Origin of the sequence: Parachlamydia sp. (genome assembly GCF_050255895.1) — a bacterium.
In the GTDB taxonomy this organism is placed as follows: Bacteria; Chlamydiota; Chlamydiia; order Chlamydiales; family Parachlamydiaceae; genus Parachlamydia; species Parachlamydia acanthamoebae.
In genome coordinates, this window is sequence record NZ_JBFWIR010000014.1 from 1 (window position 1) to 21,007 (window position 21,007).

A 21,007-nucleotide genomic window follows, 5' to 3' on the forward strand; every position below is an offset into this window, starting at 1 on the left:
TTTCGAAACTTCGGGAAATAGTTTAAAGCGCAATAAAAGTGAAAAAGCTTTGCAAGCTGTGATTGATGGCTTAAATCAAAAAGATAACTTTTTAATCTATCCCGGAGGCGGTTTAAAACAAACTGCTCGCGAGATTTTGGGGGGAAATTCGGGTGTCCATCGTATTTTACAAGCGGCTCCCGATACTAATATTGTCCTTGTACGCGTTAAAGGATTGTGGGGAAGCTCTTTCTCACGCGCATTGACAGGCCAAACGCCAAATATGTTTAAAGTCATTATGGATGGAGTCAAAAGCGTTTTTAAAAACCTTTTGCTTTTTACTCCCAGACGTGAAGTTATTATTGAATATGAAGTTGCTCCGGCAGATATGCCTGTTCACGGTAGCCGCTTAGAATTTAATCGTTATTTGGAACATTGGTACAATCGCCCCGATGGACTAACGCAGCAAGAGGGTGAATATCCTGGTGATTCTTTAATTTTTGTTTCGACTAGTATGTGGGGAGAGGTTTATCCTAAAATAACCGTCGAAGATAACAACGATGATCCTGATGTAAACATCGCTTCAATTCCACCGGGTATTCGCGAAAGCGTTCTAAGCAAATTGCAAGAAATGACAGACATTTCGGCTGCGAATATCCATCCAGAGATGTCATTGTCCTCAGATCTTGGCTTAGATTCTTTAGATATTTCTGAATTGAATGTGTATTTAAAAGATCAGTTTGATGTCGATACCGTCCCTTTTAAAGAGTTGACGACTGTCGGTAAATTAATGGCTTTGGCATCCAAACAGATTGTCTGTAAAGAACAAACTCAAAACGAAGATAAAGATTTTTCGAAATGGAATAAAAAATTTCCTCGGCATGAAGTAAATTTAGCCCCAGGTCAAACGATTCCGGAAGTCTTTCTTAATCAATGTGCAAAAAAGAAGGGGACGATTGCCTGTGCAGATGAACGTTCTGGCATATTAACCTATTCACAACTGAAAATGCGTGTGTTGCTATTGGCCGCCTATATTCAAAAGCTGCCCGGTAAACGTATTGGTATCATGCTACCCGCTAGCGTTCCTGCCTATGTAGTCATTTTAGCAACCCAAATAGCGGGCAAAGTTCCTGTTTTGATTAACTGGACAGTGGGAGCTCGTCATTTGGAATCTGTAGTCCAATTAGCTGGTTTAGAGACTGTTTTAAGTTCGTGGGTTTTTATCGATAAGCTGCATAACGTCGATTTAACACCTATTGAAAACCAGTTGATTTTACTTGAAGATGTGCGACATGAATTTAGCCTCTCTGACAAATTAAAAGCCTTTTGGTGGTCGAAAAGAAGTACGCGAGCGATTTTGAAAAAGTTTAATATGCAAAATATCTCAAAAGACGATGAGGCCGTTCTACTTTTCACGAGCGGAACAGAAAGCTTGCCAAAAGGGGTTCCTTTGACACATGAAAACTTGTTAAGTAATCAGAGAACCATTTTTAATGTAATCAAAATTTATTCTGACGACGTTTTTTATGGATTTTTGCCTCCATTCCACGCATTCGGATTTAACATTTGTGGGATTTTATGCTTGCTTGCGGGAGTGCGAGTGGTTTATTCTCCAGATCCAACAAACGGCAAAGAATTGGCTCGAAATGTCGAAAAGTGGAAAGTCACGATTACCTGTGGGGCCCCTACTTTTCTAAGAGGAATGATTAAATCTTCAAATCCTGGCCAGTTGGATTCCTTACGTTTATGTGTAACAGGTGCAGAAAAAGCTCCCCCTCAGTTATTCCGAGAAATGGAGCAAATCGGAAAACTAGATGCGCTTCTTGAGGGATATGGAATTACCGAATGTTCACCTATTTTGACCGCAAACGAAGTGGGCAAACCGAATCGAGGTGTTGGAAAAGCTTTCCCCGGAATCGAGATTGTGATTGTGCATCCGGAAACATATGCATTTCTTCCGCAAGGTCAACAAGGATTAATTCTGGCAAGAGGTCCAAATGTTTTTCAAGGCTATTTAAACCCGGGACTTGCATCTCCTTTTATCGACATTGAAGGAAAAACCTGGTATAAGACGGGCGACTTGGGTTTCCTCGATCCAGAAAGTAATTTAACGATTTCTGGCAGAATGAAACGATTTATCAAAATCGGTGCAGAAATGGTGAGCTTGCCGGCTATAGAAGATGTGCTCTTGCAGACAGCTCTTGAAAAAGGGTGGTCGGCAGAAGAGGGGCCTATTCTTGCCGTAAGTGCCAAGGAGCACGATGGAGGAAAAACAAAACTCTTTTTATTTACGAAGTTTTCTGTCACGTTGGATGAAATTAATAAAGCATTGCGTGATGCAGGATTTAGCAATTTGGTGAAAATTTCAGCCTTGATCCAGCTGGAAGAAATTCCATTAATGGGAACAGGAAAAATTCATTATCGTGAATTGGAAGCAGAATATATAAATAAGCAAACAGAAACATCTGAGTAGGAACAATGACATTTGTGGATACCAAGCATTTATCATTAAATTTCACAAACTGCCCAATTCAACTATTTAACACTGAGAAACGTGTCAAAGAAACCTTGGTCGCAGAAAAGGGGCAAATCACATTGTATACATGTGGACCCACCGTGTATAACTTTGCACACATCGGAAACTTTAGAACCTATGTGTTTGAAGATTTGCTGAGAAGAACTTTGAAATTTTTTGGTTTGAAAGTTAAACAGGTGATGAATTTGACTGATGTTGATGATAAAACCATTAAAGGGGCTATTTCTAAAGGAATTACGCTAAATGCCTTTACACAGCCTTATAAAGATGCTTTTTTTCAAGATCTTGCAACTTTGCACATTGAACCTGCCGAAGTTTACCCGGCTGCCACTGACTATATCCAGCCGATGATTGAGATGATTCAAACACTCATCGATAAAGGATTTGCCTATAAAGGGCAAGATGGCAGCATTTATTACGCTATTCGAAAGTTTCCTCGCTATGGATGCTTGTCTCATCTTAAATTAGATGAGTTGAAGGTTGGTGCATCGGAACGGGTGGCTGCAGATGAATATGACAAAGAAAACGTATCAGATTTTGTCTTGTGGAAAAATTATGATCCGCAGAGAGATGGAAAAATTTATTGGGATAGCCCCTTTGGTCCTGGCCGTCCCGGATGGCACTTAGAATGCTCAGCCATGGCCATGCAATTGTTGGGAGATACCATTGATATCCATGTGGGTGGGGTTGATAATATGTTCCCTCACCATGAAAATGAAATTGCGCAATCTGAAGCATGTTCAGGAAAGACATTTGTTAAGCACTGGATGCATGCTGAGCACTTGATTGTGGATGGGAAGAAAATGTCTAAGAGTATGGGAAATTTCTATACGCTGAGAGATCTCTTAGCCAAAGGATTTTCAGGTGTCGAAGTACGTTACATGCTTTTGCAAACGCATTATAAAACACAGTTGAATTTTACTTTTGAGGGACTGGACGCTGTTCGGCACAGCTTAAGAAGAGTGCAGGATTTTATCAGACGAGTGCAAGAGATCAAGGGATCTGCAGACTCGGGATCAGTGGCACCAGTCATCGAAAGAACGCTCTATGCATTTGCTAAAGCTCTAGCGGATGATCTCAACATTTCTGTTGCATTAGCCGCTTTGTTTGAAATGATTCGAGAAATCAATACTTTGTGTGATAAGGGGCTTGTGGGAGATTCTGAAGCTGCAGAAATTTTAGAATTTCTGCAAAAAATTAATCAGGTTCTGGCCATTTTTACATTCGAAGTGCAAGCAGAGCAGATTCCTCAAGAATTACAAGACGCGCTTGAACAGCGCAATATTGCTCGACAGAATAAAAACTGGTCTGAAGCTGATCGATTGAGAGATTTGATTCATTCTCATGGATATATCATTGAAGACTCTGTTAAAGGGGCAAGGTTAAAAAAAATAGAAAGGTCTACTAAATGAGTCGCGCTAAAACAAAAGATGAACGCTTCATGATTGCTGTATATGAAGAGGTGCAGGATGATTTTGATCGAGAAGTCGATCGTTATGAAATGGGAAATCGGATCGGTTTACAATCGCGTGGTGTAGATGCCATTTGCAATATGCTTATCCAAGCAAATTTTCTTAAAAAAAGAAGCCCATTGACAGTTTCATTGACTGAAAATGGAAAGAATCTGGTTTTAAGAGTCCTTCAAGAATAAGGATGGATCGTCAGCATTTCTTTGCATCAGCTTTTAGGAAGATTGTTTCCAGTGGACTGAGTTTAATTGAAGACCATCCCATAGTGAAAAAATTGGAATCCATGGCAGACGAAACACAAAAAGTCCGCCCGCCAGGAGCTTCCTCTTCCGAAAGAACTTTCCAAGAATTATGTACAGGCTGTGATGCATGCATGGCAGCCTGTCCGGCAAATGCCATCTATATAGAAGATTTGGAAAAAAGGCATCCTTTGCTCTATCCGCAAAGGCAACCCTGCTTGCATTGTTCAGATTATCCTTGCATGAAAGTGTGTGAACCGCAAGCTCTATCTTTGACAAATGGGACTGAATTGCGAGAGCTGCTTTAATTACTGCATCGTTATATTTGCGAGAAGGTTGTCCAGTCCCTTTTGTAAAGGACACCATTTGAGTTTCATTTTGAACCATTCAATTTCTTTTAATTTAAATTCGACGGCATGATAAGCGGGTAGTCTCCACAGACCTAGAGCAGATCCTGGTTTTCCAAGAAACATGATGTGCATTGGCTTATTATTTTCATCAAATCCAATGACAACATCGCCTGGCTTTCCTTGTGTTGTCATTGACTCCATGTCTTCAAATTGATGTGTATCAAATCCATAAAAATGGGTAGAAATTGCAGAGGCTTGATCATCCATCATTTGTTGTTGTCTGGCACTTTGGTAGATCTGCAAAATTTGATCTTTAGTAATAACTTTTGCTTTGTACAATGATAAATAGAAAAAATCTGCACACGACATAAAAATAGGAGAAGGGTGCTGATTTGGATGTTCTAAAATCTGGGAAATGTTCATCTTTGAATCAGATAGTTGTTCACTATCAGATCTCTCATTTAGCCATTCCAAAAAATAATTCTTTGTGAATTTACTATTGAACAGTTTTAGTGTTTCTTCTTTTCCAAAATAGAACATACAATGGCGTGATCCATAAAAATCTGGAACATTCATATACTCGTCTGGAAAAGGACCCTCAGAATTTGTAAAAAGGGGATGAGGCATCCAATAGAGCAATTTTTTCTCGGCAATTTTCGCCGCCTGTGTATAAACCAGAGTATTTAATTCAGAAGTTGATATTGTTGTATATGTATCGGAAATTGTAGAGACTTTCTGCTGGGGCGAAATATCATTGAATTTCTGAGAATTTAAGCCATGAATTAGCGCCATGTCTGTAGAGGCTCTCTGCTCAGACTGAATTTTTCCAAATCCCTGGTCCACAGTGAGCTTTTTTTGAATTCGAGAAGCTATAAATTGGGTTAAATCCCCATTATTGCACTTTTTTTGTTTCGCTAGTTCTTTTTTACTAATTTCAAATCTTTTTCGCAAACTATTTGCATTTACTTTGATATAGCCTTCATTAGATTTTAGTAGAACAAACCTTTTGTTAGCAAAAAAACCTAGCTTGGGAGGCACCCCATTTTTTGTCTGAATAACTGAATCGTAAGCAATTAAGTATCTGTCTGTTCCTTCTAGACTAGAAAATTCAATCCGTTTTTTGCTTTTTCCTAAACTTTTTTCTGGAATAAAAAGTTTTTCAGCAGATTTATTTTTATAGAAAGCAACAGATAAAGTTGTCATGTGATTCTTCCAATTAAAGAAATAATTGTATTTTATCAAAAACCATCATTAACGACAAGAAGTGTAAAATATAATAACGTTCGGTTTTTATTTTGTTTAGTCAAACTATCTACTTATAAAAATGGACGGATAAGTTTTTTAAAGGAGGGAGTGTTACCATCAAATAAAAGAAGAGATTTAGCAGGATAGCCATTTGCTACCCTGCTTGAAAATGCTCTAGCTTTCACTCTTTTTGGCTGATAGAGCTAAGAGAACCCATGTCCAACCTAAGAGCAAAATGTCAATTCCTACAAACAATCCAATCACCCATAAACCTGATACAGGCCAATCGGATAAAATTAAAATACCCAAAATAAAAGTGATTAAACCATTAAAGAAAACCCAGCCCCACTGAGAAAAGCGAAGTACGATCGCATTAAACATTTTGACTAGTCCACTAATTAAGCAAAAAGCTGCTATCAAAAGAGTTAATGCTATAGCACTTGAAGTGGGCCTAGCAAAACAAATTACTCCTGTCACAAGATATAGAATCCCAAGAGCCGCGGAAAGGAACAAGCCGCTCCATTTTCTAGCCCAAAAACTTTGAATAATTTGAAGGATACCAGCCGAAGCCAAGAAAGCACCCAGAATAAAGATAGAAAAAAGAGTTGTAAAAACTGAAAATCCAATTGCCGCACTACCGATAATAATCAATAAAATGCCTATTGCAAGAAAACCGGTCCAATTTCGACGAATTTGATCGAATTCCTGGAACCTGTACCCGAGTCCATATTTTTCATCCATATAAATTCCCCTATAGAGATTTAGTTATCTTTTTTTTGCTTAAAATATATTTAATTTTTTTACAAGATCAAAAGATGAATATTATTCTAAGTTGAAGAATATAAGTTATCGATAATTAGATTAAGTTTTTTGAAGATCTTTCAATCCTTTTTCTAAAGACACCATTTAAATGTTGTTTAAGTTGTTTAAGTCGAATTCTAAAGCATGAAAGGAAAAGGGTTGGGATTGAAGAAATGGCTTCATTGCGATTAATGTTTTCAAATGGTTCTTTGTAAATGGATTTTGCGTCAATTTCAGTGTTTCTTCTCTTCCGAGGTTTTAAAAAGAGGGGTGAGGCTTCCAGAAGATCTGCTTTTTTTGAATGATTTCAAGCGCTTTTTTTCATACACTTTAGAATTTAATCCTGTATTTCTTCACATTTGTCAATTTTTTTCTTTTCATTGCATGCTTTGGCACATTCTTGTTTGTTGAAAATAGGTGGGAATGTAAAAGAAAGATTATATGTGCTTAGCGTGGTTTCGATGACTCCTGATTTTTTTTCTTGAGGATTTGAAGGAATAAACTTTCGTCCATCTAATGGTCCACTCTGAATAAAAGAGGCCGAGGTAAAACCTGTGGTTTGGCTAGAAGCGCTTAGCTCATTTGTATTAACCTCGAATGTATTATTTTGTCTAATATTTTAAACTAATGAAGACTAATTAATCCTGGAAATGTTTTCAGAAATTTAATAAGAAAATGAAGTTCACGATCAAATTTAAAGAGTAATAATGAAAAATACCATTGTTAAAATTGTCTACCTATTTATTTCATTGTTTCTTTTAACAAGTTGTTCATCTGAAAGAACAATTGTTCATGGAATTAGAGAGCAAGACGCAAATGAAATTATCGTTTTTTTGAATAGCAAAAATATTGAATCGACAAAAGTTGAAAGTTCAGAAGGCGGCGGAACTGGACCTCAAAAAGCCGTTTTTTGGGATATCCAAGTTCCCGAAAATAAAGCCATGGATGCGATGAGCTTTTTGGATGAGGAAGGGCTTCCAAGAAAGCATCAAGAAAGTTTACTCGATATTTTTGGGTCTTCGAGTCTTGTTCCTTCCGAAACGCAGGAAAGAATTCGATATCAGGCAGGATTAGCGCAACAGATTGCCAATACAATTAAAGAGATCGATGGTGTGATCGATGCAAATGTGATGATTTCTTTTCCAGAAGAAAATCCCATTACAGGGACGACATCTGGACCTATCACAGCTTCTGTTTACATCAAACATAACGGGATTTTAGATGATCCAAATAGTCAACTAAGGTCTAAAATTCGACAGCTTGTTGCGGCGAGTGTGACGGGATTAAAATATGATAATGTAACCATTATTGGAGAACGAGCTGCAATTACTGAACAACCTTTCCGGATGCATTCAAATGCATTGCAATTGGAAAATATTTGGTCGATCGATCTTGCAAAAGAATCAGTATCACGATTTCGTTTTATTTTCTTTTCGCTTTTATTTCTAAATTTAATTCTTCTCTTTTGTCTGATAGGGTTGATTTGGAAATTATATCCTATTTTAAAAAAGTTTATTTTCTCAGATTATTTGTCTTCTAAGCAGCTTGATCTCAAGCAAAAAGAACCTAGCGTTGTCAATGAAGATGCTAAAAAGAACTCTGAAATAAAAAAAGAGCATTAAAATTAATGAAGAAGGCAAGAGTGTATAGCTCTTGCTTTCTTCTACCGGTGTTTGACTAAGCTGAAGGGGCTTCTTTTCCCTGCATTAGCAATGGTGCAGTGAAGCATCCTTCTAGGTGTCGATATTTTCCCATATCCACAATTAAAAAATTAGCCAAATTGGCTGAAGTTTCACAATCAACCATTTATGTGTTGTTTCAATCAAAAATGGAGATTCTCTGTGCCCTTAATGAACGAAACTTTTTTTGATGAGTCATTTGTGCTTCTCGTATAGTTAAAACTCTAAATAGTTCGGATATCATCGAATAACTAATAAATTAATTTATTACTAAAAAATGGAAATATGGTATTATATTTTATAAAATTAATTTGTTTATAAGGGATTTATGCATGTCAATTTCATTTCCAAGTTTTAATTTTTATTCTAATCAGCTTGGAAGGGATTTATGCATGTCAATTTCATTTCCAAGTTTTAATTTTTATTCTAATCAGCTTGCAGAAAAACTTCCCAATAGTTCGGGCAAAAGAAAAAAGCGCATTGAATTTTGCCCGGAGGATTCTTCCAACCGGTATTTAATTGCCTACGATAAAATTATTCGTGCAAATGTAACTCCTCAGCTGGATTTTTTTGCAAGAAAACGATTTTTTTTGATCCAAATATCTGATACGGAATACGCAAAAGTTAACAAAAATAGTTTTCTTAAGCGATTTGGAATTAGTAAAGAAACATTTAAAGAAAATAATTCTAAGGAAAAGTTAGCAAAATTAATTTCTTCCCAAATTGCGCAAGCAGAATCCATTCACCGCATATTTGGGCAGCTCTCTCCGAAGCAGATGAGCAAGCTCAAATCTGATTATGTGATGAAAGAGCTAAAGGACGATGCTGTGTTTTTGGGATGCGAAAAAAATGGCCTGCGTACAGGACATTGTTTATTAAAAACATCCACTGGAGAAAAATTTGAAGGCACTTATGTAGATGGTAAAGTTCACGGGAAAGCAAAAATGACTACTTCTCAGGGAGACACTTACGAGTATACTTATAAAAATGGTGCTAAACATGGAAAAATGAAAGCGACCTTGAAAAATGGAACTGTATTTGTTGGGGCGCATAAGGACGATGTTTTAGTGTATGCAATGATTTCTCAATACGAAAAAAAGGCTAAAGGTCATGTTGTGCGTCTAGTGGATGGCTCATATCAAATAACCACACCAGGGGGACTCTCAGGTATTTATAGAGGAACGCTTGATGTCTGGGGACGTTTTCAAACAGGCCATATAAACTTCGGAAATGGGGCTCGCTTTGAAGGCTCATTTAAAGACTTCGACTTTTTGAAAGGAGAGTTTTCACTTCCTTCAGGCGAAAGTTATAAAGGAGATTTTGATGGATCTGGAAACTATGCTGAAGGACTCATGACATTTGCTGATGGATCTTCTTTTGAGGGAAAGTTTTTCAATAATAAACCTTTCTTAGGGATCAAACAACTCCCAGATGGTCGGGTCCAGGATGGTCAGTTTAGAGGAGGTCTTTTTTTCTATGGAAAGCTCACAAATAATGGTGTTCTTGTTTTCGAGGGACGCTTTAACGAAAATGAGCAATTTGAGAAAGGAACCTATTACGCTACAGACAGAACGATTTATCAAGGTCTTTTTGAAGGCGAACACTATACTGAGGGGACTATTTCATATCCCGATGGAATCAAATTTATTGGAAAATTTAGTCATTCAGAGCCTATATCTGGGGAGATGTTATTTCCTCCTGAGCATCCGCAGTTTGTAAGATTTGAAGGAACCCTTGAAGATGGAAAAATGCAACAAGGAACGTTACTATTTAAAGACGGTTACAAATACGTAGGCCATATAACGGATGAAGTGTTTGATAGGTAACAATAGAAAAAATATGAACTTGAAAAAGGCAAAGAGTAAGATCTTTGCCTTTTCTATTTTTATGACCTGATAGTTTATATATATAATTATTGATATCATATATTTAAAGATGTATTACAAATAGGAAATAATAATGCATATTCTTCCATTGGATTTCAAAATCCTTCAAAATGCAGCAAAAGTGCCTGCGCCTGGAAAAAGTAAAAAGCGGATTGAATTTACTGATCTGAGCCATTCAAAAAGCTATTTAATCGCCTACGATTCGATTCTCAAAAGTAAGGATGCTTCTTCTCCCAAATTAGGCTATCTTTCTTCTAAACGATTTTTCTTGATTAAAGTATCCGATTCTGAATATGTAAAAGTGAACAAAAATAGTTTTTTAAAAAGATTTGGAATTAGCAAAAGAGAATTTTCAAAACAAAAAAAACTTCATCACGGAGACATAAATCCTGTTGTTGTTGCCCAGATTGAAAAGGCCAAATTGCTAGAAGAACATTTTGGTTATTTGACGCCTACCCAAAGGTCTAAAATTAGGCCCGATTATGTTATTGAAGAACATACAGATGGAAGTGTTTTTTTAGGGCATAAAAAAGATGGAGAACGTTCCGGCTATGGTTTTTTGAAATTACCAGATGGTAAAATGTTCGAAGGTCATTTTAAGGAAGGTCAATTCCATGGTAAGGGATTTATGAGTGATCCTAAAGGGGATAGATACGCTTATACGTTTAAGAATGGTCAAAAGGAAGGAATAGCCAAAATAACTTTTGCAAATGGGAATATTTTTTTAGGAAAATTTAAAGCGGATCGTATGATTCAGGGGAAAATGACTCATATTCATGGAAAAAAACTGAAGGCTAAATTTACGATGTATTCACCCGCAGAAGGTGTTCTCGAGATTTCTAAAGCTGGCCGAATAGATCGCTTTAAAGGAACATTTGACGAATGGGGGTGTTTAAAAGAAGGCTCATTGATTCTTTTCGATGGAAGTGTATTTAATGGAAAGTTTGAAGGATGGGAACCACATGATGGGCATCTTAGGTATCCTCCAGGAAATTTATTTATTGAATACCAAGGGAGCTTACAGCCAGATGGAAAATACGACCGTGGAAAACTCACATTTCATGATGGGAGTATTTTTGAGGGTCTGTTCGAGCAAGGTCGCATAAAACAAGGTCATCTTATCTATGCAGATGGAAGGGAGTTTAGTGGGACCTATGACAGGCGGGGATATTGTGAAGGGCTTCTATATTTTCCAGATGGAAGGCTATTTGCGGGACAATGTAAAAATGGCGGAGCTCCTCTAAAGGGCTTTATGCAATTTCCTGAGGGACATCATTTGATCAGTTACAATGGAACTTTTCGTCATAACGAGAATTTTCTTATGGGCAAGGTCTCTTATCCAGATGGCAGCTGGTATGATGGGCTTTTTGATGAGCAAGGTGATTATAAGGATGGTGTTGCTTTTTATCGGGTCAATGGTGAAAGCCAAAATGGTATACGAGCACAAGGCGAGATGTTTTTTCCAGATGGGCGTGAACTTTTTGAATTCGATGGGACTTTTTATGACGATGGCAGGATGAAAATGGGGGAACTGGTATTTGCAGATCATCGCACATTTATTGGCTTGTTGGATCAAGCGGGGAATATTATTCAGGGTAAGATGACTTATCCCGATGGTCGAGAACAGGAATTCTTGGATGAGTAAATGGCAAAGGTTTACTAAATTAATAATCATTTATTGGAATTAATTCATAATTATGTTATACTTGCTGAATTAATTTGTTTAAATGGGAGATCCATATGTCAACTTCACCTCTTAATATTTCTTTCCATCAAAATACGTCTGCAGAGAAGCTTCTAAATAGCTCAGGTAAAAGTAAGAACCGCATTGAATTCACTGGTGCGGGAGGTTCTACAAGATATTTTATCGCTTATGATTCAATTATCACGTCCAATGTGGCTAAGCCCCCAAAATTAGGATTTTTCGAGAAAAGAAGGTTTGTTTTATTAAAAACAAACGATAATGAATATGTAAAAATAAACAAAAATAGCTTGCTAAAACGATTTGGAGTTAGTAAACAGGCATTTGCTGCTCAGGAAAAACTATCAGGGGACCTAACTCAATTTATTTCTTCTCAAATTGCAAAAGTTGTAGTTATCGAAGAAACATTTGGCATCCTTTCTCCCAGGCAAATAGCTAACCTCAAATCAGATTATGAAAAGTTGGAACTAAAAGATGGATCTGTATTTTTAGGACATCACAAAAATAAGGAACTACTTTCCGGGTATGGTTTTATAAAGGACCTTAATGGAGAGATATTTGAAGGGACCTTTAAAAGAGGGCTAGCCCATGGTAGAGGAAAATTAACAAGTCCGGGTGGGATTTACGAATATACTTTTAAAAATGATGATAAATATGGGAAGGCCAAAGCTACCTTAAATGATGGAAGTGTATTCGTTGCGAAATTTAAGAAAGACCGATTAATTCAAGCTGTAATGACTGCTCATAAAGGAAAAAAAGTCAAAAATGTGTTCCGCGCTCGAGTTCAAAAAGACGGGGAAACGTATCACCTTCAAAATAAGGGATATAATGCCTTCTTTAAGGGGACATTTGATAAATGGGGACGTCCAATAGAAGGAGAAATTGTCTGCCCAAAAGATAGTCAGTTTAAGGGGAAATTTAAAGATTTAATGCCAGATAGGGGAGCTTTGCAATTCGTAAACGGCCCGATCCAAACATTCGCCGGTGAATTTGAAGATACTCAACCGAGAAGAGGAACATTATTTTTCAAGGATGGCTTTGACTATACAGGAGATATAACGAGTGAAGCTTTGGGAGGTAAAATAACCTTGTTAGATGGAGTTCGGTATGTAGCATGTTCCGATCAAGAAAAAAACTTTCAAGGAACTTTTGAGTATCTGAATGGATCTAAATTTACAGGAAGATTTGAACGTCAATATCCTTTAGAAGGTAAGATGCAATATCCTGAGGATCACGATATTGTGGAATTCGTGGGCACATTTGAAGGTGATATACCCAAACACGGAACAATCATTTTTAGAGATGGCTTAAAATTTACAGGTGAAATAACTGAAGAAATTCTCAATCGAAAAGTATAGAATTCTAAAAAGTGAAGAAAAGGCAAAGGATGATCACCTTTGCCTTTTTTAATTTCTTTTATTGGGGCTTCATCCAAGGAAAATACAAGACATCACGGATAGAGTGCTCATTTGTTAAAAGCATCACTAAACGGTCAATTCCAATACCAATCCCACCAGTTGGTGGCATACCTTGGTGAATAGCTTCGATGAACTCTTCATCAACAGGACTAGCTTCTTCATCCCCAGAATCTCTGCGTTTTGATTGTTCATCAAAAAGTTTTCTTTGCAGTTCCGGGTCATTCAGCTCGGAGTAGGCATTGCAAATTTCTCCTCCCAAAACAAAACTCTCAAATCTTTCAATTAATCCTTCTTCATTCGCTTTTGGTTTGCACAGAATAGCAGTCTCGATTGGGTGATCCGTTATATGATGGGGCTGAATCAAATGTTGCTCAACAAACGTTTCAAATAGTGCAGCGATCAGAAGACCTCTTGTGAGGGGGGTAATTTTTTTAGGATCACATGTTTCACTTGCCAAAAGCATTTCACGCATTTCTTGATCAGTAAGATCGTCAGGATTGATTTTGGCGTACTCGATTAAACTTTCTTTCATCGTGAGACGTTTCCAAGGAGCTTTAAAATCGATTTTAATCGGTTGTTGTGTCTCGAGTGAAAGTGCAGGTACTTCCGTTGTTCCGTAGAGGTGGAGGGCCATTTTCTCGAAAAGATTCTCACAGAAAACCATCATATCTTTGTAATCCCAATAAGAAGCATAGGCTTCCATTAATGTGAATTCTGGATTGTGGCTGCGGTCAATCCCTTCATTACGGAAAACTTTTCCAATTTCGTAAACGCGGTCTATTCCCCCGACAATCAATTTTTTCAAAGAAGGTTCTAACGAAATGCGCATGAACATTTCTTGATCGAGAGCGTTGAGTTTAGTCAAGAAAGGACGTGCTTCTGCACCTCCATACACACTTTGGAGGATGGGGGTTTCAACTTCAGTGAAGTGGGCATCATCAAGGAATTTCCGTACAAAACGGAGAATCTGTGTGCGCAGAAGGAATGTATTTTTTACGTGCTCATTGGCGATTAGATCAAGCCATCTTTTTCGGTATCTTTGTTCCTTGTCACTTAATCCAGCATGTTTATCAGGTAGAGGAAGGAGTGTTTTACAAAGCAGAGTCACACGTTTTGCAAAAATCGTGAGTTCCCCTTTATTCGTATGGAAAAGATTTCCTTCAATACCGATGATGTCGCCTAAGTCAATTTTCTTTTCAATAAATTTAAAGGGACTTAAAGCTTCTTCTCCCTGTGGTGTGTAACCAGTCACTTGGGTGAGATCGCGATTGAACATGATTTGTATACGTCCTGATGCATCTTGAATATGACCAAAAGCATTTTTTCCCATAGCTCTAAATAAAATTAAACGTCCAGCTACAGAGGCTGTTTGAGTAGATCCAGCAGCCGCATCCTCACTGTGACCAATTGCTGAATGGCCATAAGTGGTCTGGAGTTTTTGTGCTGTATCTTGAGGTTTATAGGAAGCTGGATAAGGATCAATTCCTAATTCTCGAATTTCTCCAAGCTTTCTTTTACGATTTTGATATTCTTCATGCTGGAGATACTCAGGTGTAATCGACATAATCTAACCAAATATTCAACGATTTTCTATGTTTTTAATGGATTCAGAGCTTTGATAATCATCTGATTTGACAAATTCAAGGCGTCCATAAGCATAGAGAGTAGAAGCAATAATAGCAATCATATAGATAACCCAGGTTAGGATAAAATATTGCGTTTGTCGAGTCGCATTTTTAAATTGCATAATCCAATGATGTCCCATAGTCCTTTCTCCCTATATCTTCAAGTAATCTAATTATGTCAGTCGAGATTAATTTGTGCCAAAACATTTTTTCATGCTTGCAGCTTATATCCCAGATCGTCTAATATCTTCCATTTAATAAATACATCAATCTGCACCGATAGCTCAATCGGATAGAGTACCCGGCTTCGAACCGGGTGGTTAGAGGTTCGACCCCTCTTCGGTGCGTTTTTTATTCCTGTTTCTACGTGACAGAAAAAATCTCAATTTTAGCACACACAGAAGAATCCTTCATCCATGCTATTGCTGAACGCTTAGGCAAGGGGCGTGTGCATGCTTCCCTAATTTATCAAGAATTTTTCCGCTCAGGCAGTTTAAATGCTGCACATCCTGCTTTTAATAATGCTCAAGAAATTCGCACTGCTATTCTAGAAAATGTGAGTGTTTCCCAACTTTCATTGGGAGATCGGAAAGAAGACGGAAAAACAGGAAAATTTTTGGGTAAAACCGCTGACGGTTTGGAAGTCGAATTTGTGCAAATCCCGATGCAGTCGGGTGGAACATTGTGCATTTCTTCGCAGGTCGGCTGTCAGATGGGATGTGCTTTTTGTGAAACTGGCAAAATGGGGCTTTTACGCAATTTAACAACTGAAGAGATTGTTTCACAAGTTTACCTTGCTAAACACCACAATCAATTTTCGTTTCGCAATCTTGTTTTTATGGGAATGGGTGAGCCCTTAGATAATTTTGATGCTGTGATGCAAGCAGTCCGCATATTTAATGATCCAAAAGGGTTTGGGTTTGGAAGACGGCGAATGACCATTTCAACAAGTGGATGTGTCGACGGAATTGATAAACTTGCAAATCTGGGTGGACAAGCACCTAATTTGGCCGTTTCAATTAATGCACCTACAGATGAATTACGCAATCGACTCATGCCCGTAAATCGCAAATACGATCTTCAAACACTATACGAAGCCATGCAGGGCTATTGTATAAAAACGGGACGGCAGATTTTAATTGCCTATGTCCTTTTGCAAGGACAGAACGATCAGATTGAGCATGCTCTTCAACTGTCGGAATATTTGAAAGGATTGAATGTTAAAATTAATTTAATTCCTTACAACCCACAAAGTCGCGATCGCTTTCAAGCTCCTGATTTAAATACGATTGAAGCTTTTACCCAATCTTTGCGTCAAAAGGGATATTACACGTTGCTGCGTTTGACAAAAGGGCAAGATATCATGGCAGCCTGTGGGCAGCTAGGGAATTTAAAGTTACGTAAGCAAATCTTTGAAAATCAAAAAAATGCTCTCATAACATTTCCTACAAATTCTCACTAAATATTGATTCTTAAAGGTTAAACACTGGAAAAGTCTTATCACGATCTGTCGATTACGGGCCTGTTGTATGATTTGCAGCAACAAAAACTGTTTGTGCAGGCGGAGTCAGAATCGAAAAATAAATTTTTACTAGAATTTAGCTCGGTTGAAGGTTGGGGGCTAAGCCCATTTGAAAATCAAAATATCCTCTTCGACTTATATGAATTTGATATAGATCGACTTCCAGAGCAGTTAAAAAATGACTGTCATATCCCCAGAAAATATCTAGAATGTATGAGATCTGACGAAAAAAAACTGTTTTATCTTGAGTCATCGGTTGGTATGAGCGGTTATGTCATAGCGACTAAGCTTTCGCATTTAGAGCAAGTTTTGGAGCCCATATTGATACAAAGACAACCCTTGTGTTAGGCAATATTACATATGAAAGTATCACAAGAAAATTGCATGAAATTAATCCTAAATAAATTTCCGGATTTTCTTCCTCTTTGGACTGCTTATAAAGCTGAGGAAGATGAATATTTTAAAACCTCTCTATGGGGGGAAATGAGTGAATTTTCTCACTATATATGGACATTGCTTGGTGCTAAAACTTTGGATCCAGCACGGGTAAAAGAAATTTTCTGTTACATGGAAGAGCTTCTTGTGAATGGAGACGATGATGTGCAAAATGCCATATGCACCTGTTTTTTAGAGAACATTCTCAATGTAACTCCTGAACAAGTTGATCCTAAGCAATTTGTTTCCCATTTAGGTCCAGAATCGCGCAAGTATTGCCTTGCTTGGGATGCATTTACAGGGGTTAAAACGGAAGGTCTTGATAAGTTAGATGTCCATTAATGGGCTATTCCGTGTATAGTTCCTCCAAAAAATCTCTTATATCAGGATCCATTTCTGGATCTAAGTCATTAAACCACTCTCCTGTGGCTTCCCACCGCTCAAGATATTCTTTTCTATCTTGGTCTGTTAAGGACTTCCAGTGGGCTTGAAAAACAGTGTGCATATAAGATTCACCACCAAATCTCCAAAAAATATCTCCCGGTGGGATTCCTGGATAAACAATCCATGGAGGCCTGACTTCATTTGATGGATTTTCAAAATGATTTTTCATTAGTTTAACTTCTTGATTAGGATGAAAGCAGAGTCTTTTTGTGATAAGATATTAAGAGAGAGCAGGTAAGTGTGCAAGTTGTTTTTTTTATCCATTTGGATGGGGGCGGAGATTAGATAACATATGGCAAATCTTTGAAAATCAAAGAGGTCCTCTCATTTCATTTTTATTGAATTTTCTCCAACTTTCTATTTCTGATTAAAAAACGGTTACCTCTTTTCAATATTTGTTCTAAAGGGTAGACTTCTAAATAAAGAGAGTTGATGCGCACTTTAATCTTTTTTAACAGGAAAATCAAAGTAGAGGTTGCTTATGAATCGCAGCAAAGTGAAAATAGATGAATCAGTACAGCCATACAACATTACCGTAACAGGTCGACATGTCCTTGTAACTGAGGCAATGAAGAACTATGCGATCGAAAAAGTCTCTAAAATAGACCGTTTAAGCCATCGAATTATTGATGTGATAATTACAATGGATATTCAAAAACTTGAACACCGCGTTGATATCGTTTTAAAAGTAGATCATATTAAGATTAAGAGTCATGCAGTTTGTGACGATATGTATGTATCTATTGATAAGGCGGTTGACAAGCTTGAACGGCAACTATTGAAATATAAAAGTCGAATTAGAGATCATCAAGCTAAAAAACTGACTGTTGTCGATATGAAAGTGAATGTTTATCAGGCACCAGGTCAAGAAGAATTGAGCGATGTTAACGAACAAATCGAAGATGAAAGTCAGCGTCGTCTAGAAGAAAATTATAAACCCCGTCATATTCTCTCTAGCGAAACAATTCCGTTAAAAATTTTGACGAATGAAGAAGCCATTATGAAAATGGAATTGTCCGGTGATGCATTTTTAATCTTCCGTTCAGAAAATGATATGAAATTAAAAGTCATTTATCGAAAAAGCGATCAAAATTACGGGATTATTGAACCGGAAGCTTAAGATTAATGGCATCGGAAAAAATTTATTGTCCTATTCGTCAAGAATGGGTTGCAGCTTTGCCTGAAGAATATGTCAGGCAGTCACTTATTACTAAAATGATTCGTCAATTAGGATTTCCTGTTGGATTGATGGGGGTTGAAAGAGAATTAAGTCTCATGCCCCATCTGTCTCAGGCGAAGATGATTCCCGATAGAAGAATAGACATTGTGTGTTTTGGGCAAGGCATCCATCCTGCGCATGCCTTGTATCCTCTACTAGTTATTGAGTGCAAGGCCGTGAATCTGAGCACAAAAGTTATCAACCAAGTCACTGGCTACAACCATTTTTTGGGAGCCTATTTCATTGCCGTAGCTAACCAACATGAGATTAAATTTGGTTGGCAGAATGCTTTGAAGAAAGAGTATGCCTTTATCGATTTTATTCCCACCTACCAAGATTTACTCAAGTCATGCCAAGGACTTCTCAATCCACCAAATAAATAACTCCGTCCTCAACATGAATGGGGATTTTGCGTGCATTTTCACCAGGCATATTTTCGCAGTAACCTGTTTGGATGTCAAATTGCCAACCATGCCATGGGCATGTGACGGCCCCATGTTCTATACAGCCTTCACCAAGCGGGCCCCCCATATGTGGACACGCATTATCAAGGGCAAACACCTCACCATTTAATTTGAAAAGCGCAATTTGCAATCCTTCAGGTCCTTCTACGATGATGGATTTCCCCTCTGGTATGTCTGAAACCAAACCAAGTTTGGTGCAATCCTGATTAATGTTTTTTTTGATTGTCATAATAATGTGAAACTCATTTTAGGTATGTCTTTAAAATCATACCAATAATACGATTACGCTGCATTACCTTTGTTAAGTGAGTTAAAAACCATGATCACCTCCCACAATTCCTACTGAAGATTCTGTGAAATAGTAGGTTGTTGTATAAGGATTCGAGGATTGGACGGTTAGCCAGCCAATATGGTATCCAAAAAAATCTTTTAAATCTACATGTTTGCTCAAGTCCAAAGTGAGAAATCCATTGGCAGGCAGATCGAGATGATAGACAAGTGTTTCGGGGTCCTTTTCGCGGAAAAACGTTAGAGTGAGCTTAGCGGTTTGCTCATATTCTACCTGAGGTGAAGAGTTCATGATCCACACGGTTGGGCGTGGTTGATCTGCCAGAAAGGGTAGCCATCTAAAAGTACTGGGTTTCCCTTCATATGCAGGATTAAAGGGTTGAAGATTCACGCAAATATTGCAAGGAAGTTGTTTTTGAGTTGAGCCAATATCCAATCCAATTTTTATACGTGAAGGAATAGGGTGATTAAGAATTTCATTTGCATATAGCCTAGCCGCTAGATTTTCTTGAGGCGCAATGTTTAATTCTTCGCATAAATCTTTAAGAGAAATTTTGATCAATTCAGAAGAGGGAGATAAAACTTCTGTGGTTGGATTTTTTGCACCCAACAAATGACCTTTTTCGTTATAAATCTCTATTCCGACAGAGAAGTGGGTAGGGGAATAAATCGGATAAAAATACACATTGGTAAAATGTTTGGTATCGGCACACACAGGAATCATCAAAGAGGCTGGGTGCCAACCGGATTTGGGAGTAAACCAATAGTCTGTTTTGGAGACTGCTTTTTCGCAATCATAATATGTATGTGTAATATTTAAAGCTTGAAAACGGTGGTTCCAATTTCCTGCAACCAATCTTGGAAAAGCCCAGTTCACCTTAAAATAAATTTTGGCTGTTCCAACATCCCCTTTTAAAAAATGCTTCAGATCGCACAATCGGGCTGGAAAGCAAAAAAAAGTTTGATAAGGAGCTAAAGAACCAAGTTCTAAGGTATGCGTTAATACTTCTTGGTCACGATTATAAAATTCCATAGTCACAGTGTTATTTTCGCAAGCTGCCGCCCCATTGATAAGGGTAAAAAAAGGCTCTTGATCATCTTTGGCGTAAATATTAAATCCGGATTCAGGGACAGCGGTTTGAGAATTATTGCGCAAGTCGTCAAAGTCGTTATATACCCTCTGGGCTGTATGCACGATTGTGCTAAATTGAGGGCCGTAGTAGTTGATATCAACCGCGGGATAGGGAAAAACAAGATTTTGGGTGGAAAAAAATTCAATTTCGAGGCTTCCCATAAAATCATCTGTAATGGATAAGCCTGCTAAAGCTAATTGATCGTGGAGCTCGATCCGATAGGTTTTGGACTCTGTAATGGACATCGTGGAGCGAGAAAGAACAGTCCCTTCTGTTGAACGTAATGTGATAACACAGGCGATTTCTTTAATATTTCGCTTCAGAATCCAATATCCCATAAACAAAATACGAGAAGATATTCCTTCAGCCTGAATGACTGGAAAAATTGCAGATGAGCGATAAACAGGCTTTGAGGGGATTGTGTTTTGAACGGCAGGTTTTGCCTGTTCGAGATGGGCATAATAGCTACGCATATGTTTATCTCCTTTCTTTAATTTTATTCTTTTTCCTTAGGAAATGCAAATATAGATCCCGCATTAAGAAATAAATTTAAGCAGGAAAATTGCAAAAAAA

The 21,007-nt window shown here is 37.7% G+C and carries 19 protein-coding genes and 1 tRNA gene; 13 read left to right on the forward strand and 7 right to left on the reverse strand.

The window, feature by feature from the left end; genetic code table 11:
• From AB7E63_RS03695 to AB7E63_RS03710, 4 genes are all read left to right on the forward strand, one after another.
• A partial coding sequence (locus tag AB7E63_RS03695; RefSeq protein WP_428418735.1) for an AMP-binding protein occupies nt 1–2,452 on the forward strand: 2,452 nt, incomplete at its 5' end.
• 5 nt (nt 2,453–2,457) lie between these two features.
• A complete protein-coding gene (gene cysS / locus AB7E63_RS03700) occupies nt 2,458–3,927 on the forward strand; it encodes a cysteine--tRNA ligase (RefSeq protein WP_006341046.1) in 1,470 nt (489 codons plus the stop codon).
• Nucleotides 3,924–4,166: a hypothetical protein gene (locus AB7E63_RS03705; protein WP_006341045.1), complete on the forward strand. Its 243-nt coding sequence runs from the start codon at nt 3,924–3,926 to the stop codon at nt 4,164–4,166. Before cysS ends, AB7E63_RS03705 begins: the two co-directional genes overlap by 4 nt.
• 2 nt (nt 4,167–4,168) lie before the next feature.
• Complete coding sequence (locus AB7E63_RS03710) at nt 4,169–4,531, forward strand: 4Fe-4S dicluster domain-containing protein (protein ID WP_006341044.1); 363 nt, start codon at nt 4,169–4,171, stop codon at nt 4,529–4,531.
• Here AB7E63_RS03710 and AB7E63_RS03715 read toward each other — a convergent pair whose 3' ends face one another.
• Complete coding sequence (locus tag AB7E63_RS03715; RefSeq protein WP_006341043.1) at nt 4,532–5,776, reverse strand: hypothetical protein; 1,245 nt, start codon at nt 5,774–5,776, stop codon at nt 4,532–4,534. It abuts the gene before it with no gap.
• Between the two features lie 216 nt (nt 5,777–5,992).
• Nucleotides 5,993–6,559 carry an HdeD family acid-resistance protein gene (locus AB7E63_RS03720; protein ID WP_006341041.1) on the reverse strand — a complete coding sequence of 189 codons (567 nt, stop codon included), beginning with the start codon at nt 6,557–6,559 and terminating at the stop codon, nt 5,993–5,995.
• 767 nt (nt 6,560–7,326) lie between these two features.
• Here AB7E63_RS03720 and sctJ point away from each other — a divergent pair.
• From sctJ to AB7E63_RS03740, 4 genes are all read left to right on the forward strand, one after another.
• Complete coding sequence (sctJ, locus tag AB7E63_RS03725; RefSeq protein WP_006341039.1) at nt 7,327–8,241, forward strand: type III secretion system inner membrane ring lipoprotein SctJ; 915 nt, start codon at nt 7,327–7,329, stop codon at nt 8,239–8,241.
• Nucleotides 8,242–8,690: 449 nt separating this feature from the next.
• On the forward strand, nt 8,691–10,124 hold the full coding sequence (locus AB7E63_RS03730; protein ID WP_006341037.1) for a hypothetical protein: 1,434 nt from the start codon (nt 8,691–8,693) through the stop codon (nt 10,122–10,124).
• 133 nt (nt 10,125–10,257) lie between these two features.
• Nucleotides 10,258–11,829, forward strand: coding sequence for a hypothetical protein (locus AB7E63_RS03735; RefSeq protein ID WP_006341036.1), 1,572 nt, complete (start codon nt 10,258–10,260; stop codon nt 11,827–11,829).
• 95 nt (nt 11,830–11,924) lie between these two features.
• Complete coding sequence (locus AB7E63_RS03740) at nt 11,925–13,244, forward strand: hypothetical protein (protein WP_006341035.1); 1,320 nt, start codon at nt 11,925–11,927, stop codon at nt 13,242–13,244.
• Between the two features lie 58 nt (nt 13,245–13,302).
• Here AB7E63_RS03740 and lysS read toward each other — a convergent pair whose 3' ends face one another.
• The gene (lysS, locus tag AB7E63_RS03745; protein ID WP_006341034.1) at nt 13,303–14,868 is read right to left on the reverse strand and encodes a lysine--tRNA ligase; all 1,566 of its coding nucleotides are present in this window, start codon (nt 14,866–14,868) and stop codon (nt 13,303–13,305) included.
• 15 nt (nt 14,869–14,883) lie between these two features.
• Nucleotides 14,884–15,069 (reverse strand): hypothetical protein, encoded by a 186-nt coding sequence (locus tag AB7E63_RS03750; RefSeq protein ID WP_006341033.1) that lies wholly within the window; start codon nt 15,067–15,069, stop codon nt 14,884–14,886.
• Nucleotides 15,070–15,202: 133 nt separating this feature from the next.
• On the opposite strand from AB7E63_RS03750, the gene AB7E63_RS03755 reads away from it, so the two are divergent.
• The 3 genes from AB7E63_RS03755 (at nt 15,203) to AB7E63_RS03765 (ending at nt 17,228) form a co-directional block, all read left to right on the forward strand.
• A tRNA-Arg gene (locus tag AB7E63_RS03755) sits at nt 15,203–15,276 on the forward strand.
• Between the two features lie 20 nt (nt 15,277–15,296).
• On the forward strand, nt 15,297–16,391 hold the full coding sequence (rlmN, locus tag AB7E63_RS03760; RefSeq protein WP_039377063.1) for a 23S rRNA (adenine(2503)-C(2))-methyltransferase RlmN: 1,095 nt from the start codon (nt 15,297–15,299) through the stop codon (nt 16,389–16,391).
• A gap of 444 nt (nt 16,392–16,835) precedes the next feature.
• Nucleotides 16,836–17,228, forward strand: coding sequence for a DUF7674 family protein (locus AB7E63_RS03765; RefSeq protein ID WP_100067507.1), 393 nt, complete (start codon nt 16,836–16,838; stop codon nt 17,226–17,228).
• Nucleotides 17,229–17,232: 4 nt separating this feature from the next.
• Here AB7E63_RS03765 and AB7E63_RS03770 read toward each other — a convergent pair whose 3' ends face one another.
• The gene (locus tag AB7E63_RS03770; RefSeq protein WP_039377041.1) at nt 17,233–17,499 is read right to left on the reverse strand and encodes a hypothetical protein; all 267 of its coding nucleotides are present in this window, start codon (nt 17,497–17,499) and stop codon (nt 17,233–17,235) included.
• A gap of 312 nt (nt 17,500–17,811) precedes the next feature.
• Here AB7E63_RS03770 and hpf point away from each other — a divergent pair, with 312 nt between their 5' ends.
• Both hpf and AB7E63_RS03780 read left to right on the forward strand, forming a co-directional pair.
• A complete protein-coding gene (hpf, locus tag AB7E63_RS03775; RefSeq protein ID WP_006341027.1) occupies nt 17,812–18,450 on the forward strand; it encodes a ribosome hibernation-promoting factor, HPF/YfiA family in 639 nt (212 codons plus the stop codon).
• A 5-nt stretch (nt 18,451–18,455) separates the two neighbouring features.
• Complete coding sequence (locus AB7E63_RS03780) at nt 18,456–18,932, forward strand: type I restriction enzyme HsdR N-terminal domain-containing protein (protein ID WP_013925121.1); 477 nt, start codon at nt 18,456–18,458, stop codon at nt 18,930–18,932.
• On the opposite strand, the gene AB7E63_RS03785 is transcribed toward AB7E63_RS03780, so the two are convergent.
• Both AB7E63_RS03785 and AB7E63_RS03790 read right to left on the reverse strand, forming a co-directional pair.
• Nucleotides 18,913–19,242 (reverse strand): Rieske (2Fe-2S) protein, encoded by a 330-nt coding sequence (locus tag AB7E63_RS03785; protein WP_013925120.1) that lies wholly within the window; start codon nt 19,240–19,242, stop codon nt 18,913–18,915. The genes AB7E63_RS03780 and AB7E63_RS03785 overlap by 20 nt on opposite strands.
• 81 nt (nt 19,243–19,323) lie before the next feature.
• Complete coding sequence (locus AB7E63_RS03790) at nt 19,324–20,907, reverse strand: hypothetical protein (RefSeq protein WP_039377037.1); 1,584 nt, start codon at nt 20,905–20,907, stop codon at nt 19,324–19,326.
• Between the last annotated feature and the right edge of the window lie 100 nt (nt 20,908–21,007).

What these genes read in the sequence shown, in the direction of transcription:
- cysS (WP_006341046.1), top strand. Translation starts at nt 2,458, where the DNA reads ATGACATTTGTGGATACCAAGCATTTATCATTAAATTTCACAAACTGC.
- AB7E63_RS03785 (WP_013925120.1), bottom strand. Translation starts at nt 19,242, where the DNA reads ATGACAATCAAAAAAAACATTAATCAGGATTGCACCAAACTTGGTTTG.
- AB7E63_RS03750 (WP_006341033.1), bottom strand. Translation starts at nt 15,069, where the DNA reads ATGGGACATCATTGGATTATGCAATTTAAAAATGCGACTCGACAAACG.
- sctJ (WP_006341039.1), top strand. Translation starts at nt 7,327, where the DNA reads ATGAAAAATACCATTGTTAAAATTGTCTACCTATTTATTTCATTGTTT.
- AB7E63_RS03740 (WP_006341035.1), top strand. Translation starts at nt 11,925, where the DNA reads ATGTCAACTTCACCTCTTAATATTTCTTTCCATCAAAATACGTCTGCA.
- AB7E63_RS03730 (WP_006341037.1), top strand. Translation starts at nt 8,691, where the DNA reads ATGTCAATTTCATTTCCAAGTTTTAATTTTTATTCTAATCAGCTTGCA.
- AB7E63_RS03780 (WP_013925121.1), top strand. Translation starts at nt 18,456, where the DNA reads ATGGCATCGGAAAAAATTTATTGTCCTATTCGTCAAGAATGGGTTGCA.
- AB7E63_RS03710 (WP_006341044.1), top strand. Translation starts at nt 4,169, where the DNA reads ATGGATCGTCAGCATTTCTTTGCATCAGCTTTTAGGAAGATTGTTTCC.
- AB7E63_RS03770 (WP_039377041.1), bottom strand. Translation starts at nt 17,499, where the DNA reads ATGAAAAATCATTTTGAAAATCCATCAAATGAAGTCAGGCCTCCATGG.
- AB7E63_RS03720 (WP_006341041.1), bottom strand. Translation starts at nt 6,559, where the DNA reads ATGGATGAAAAATATGGACTCGGGTACAGGTTCCAGGAATTCGATCAA.
- AB7E63_RS03790 (WP_039377037.1), bottom strand. Translation starts at nt 20,907, where the DNA reads ATGCGTAGCTATTATGCCCATCTCGAACAGGCAAAACCTGCCGTTCAA.
- AB7E63_RS03765 (WP_100067507.1), top strand. Translation starts at nt 16,836, where the DNA reads ATGAAATTAATCCTAAATAAATTTCCGGATTTTCTTCCTCTTTGGACT.
- AB7E63_RS03705 (WP_006341045.1), top strand. Translation starts at nt 3,924, where the DNA reads ATGAGTCGCGCTAAAACAAAAGATGAACGCTTCATGATTGCTGTATAT.
- hpf (WP_006341027.1), top strand. Translation starts at nt 17,812, where the DNA reads ATGAATCGCAGCAAAGTGAAAATAGATGAATCAGTACAGCCATACAAC.
- lysS (WP_006341034.1), bottom strand. Translation starts at nt 14,868, where the DNA reads ATGTCGATTACACCTGAGTATCTCCAGCATGAAGAATATCAAAATCGT.
- AB7E63_RS03735 (WP_006341036.1), top strand. Translation starts at nt 10,258, where the DNA reads ATGCATATTCTTCCATTGGATTTCAAAATCCTTCAAAATGCAGCAAAA.
- AB7E63_RS03715 (WP_006341043.1), bottom strand. Translation starts at nt 5,776, where the DNA reads ATGACAACTTTATCTGTTGCTTTCTATAAAAATAAATCTGCTGAAAAA.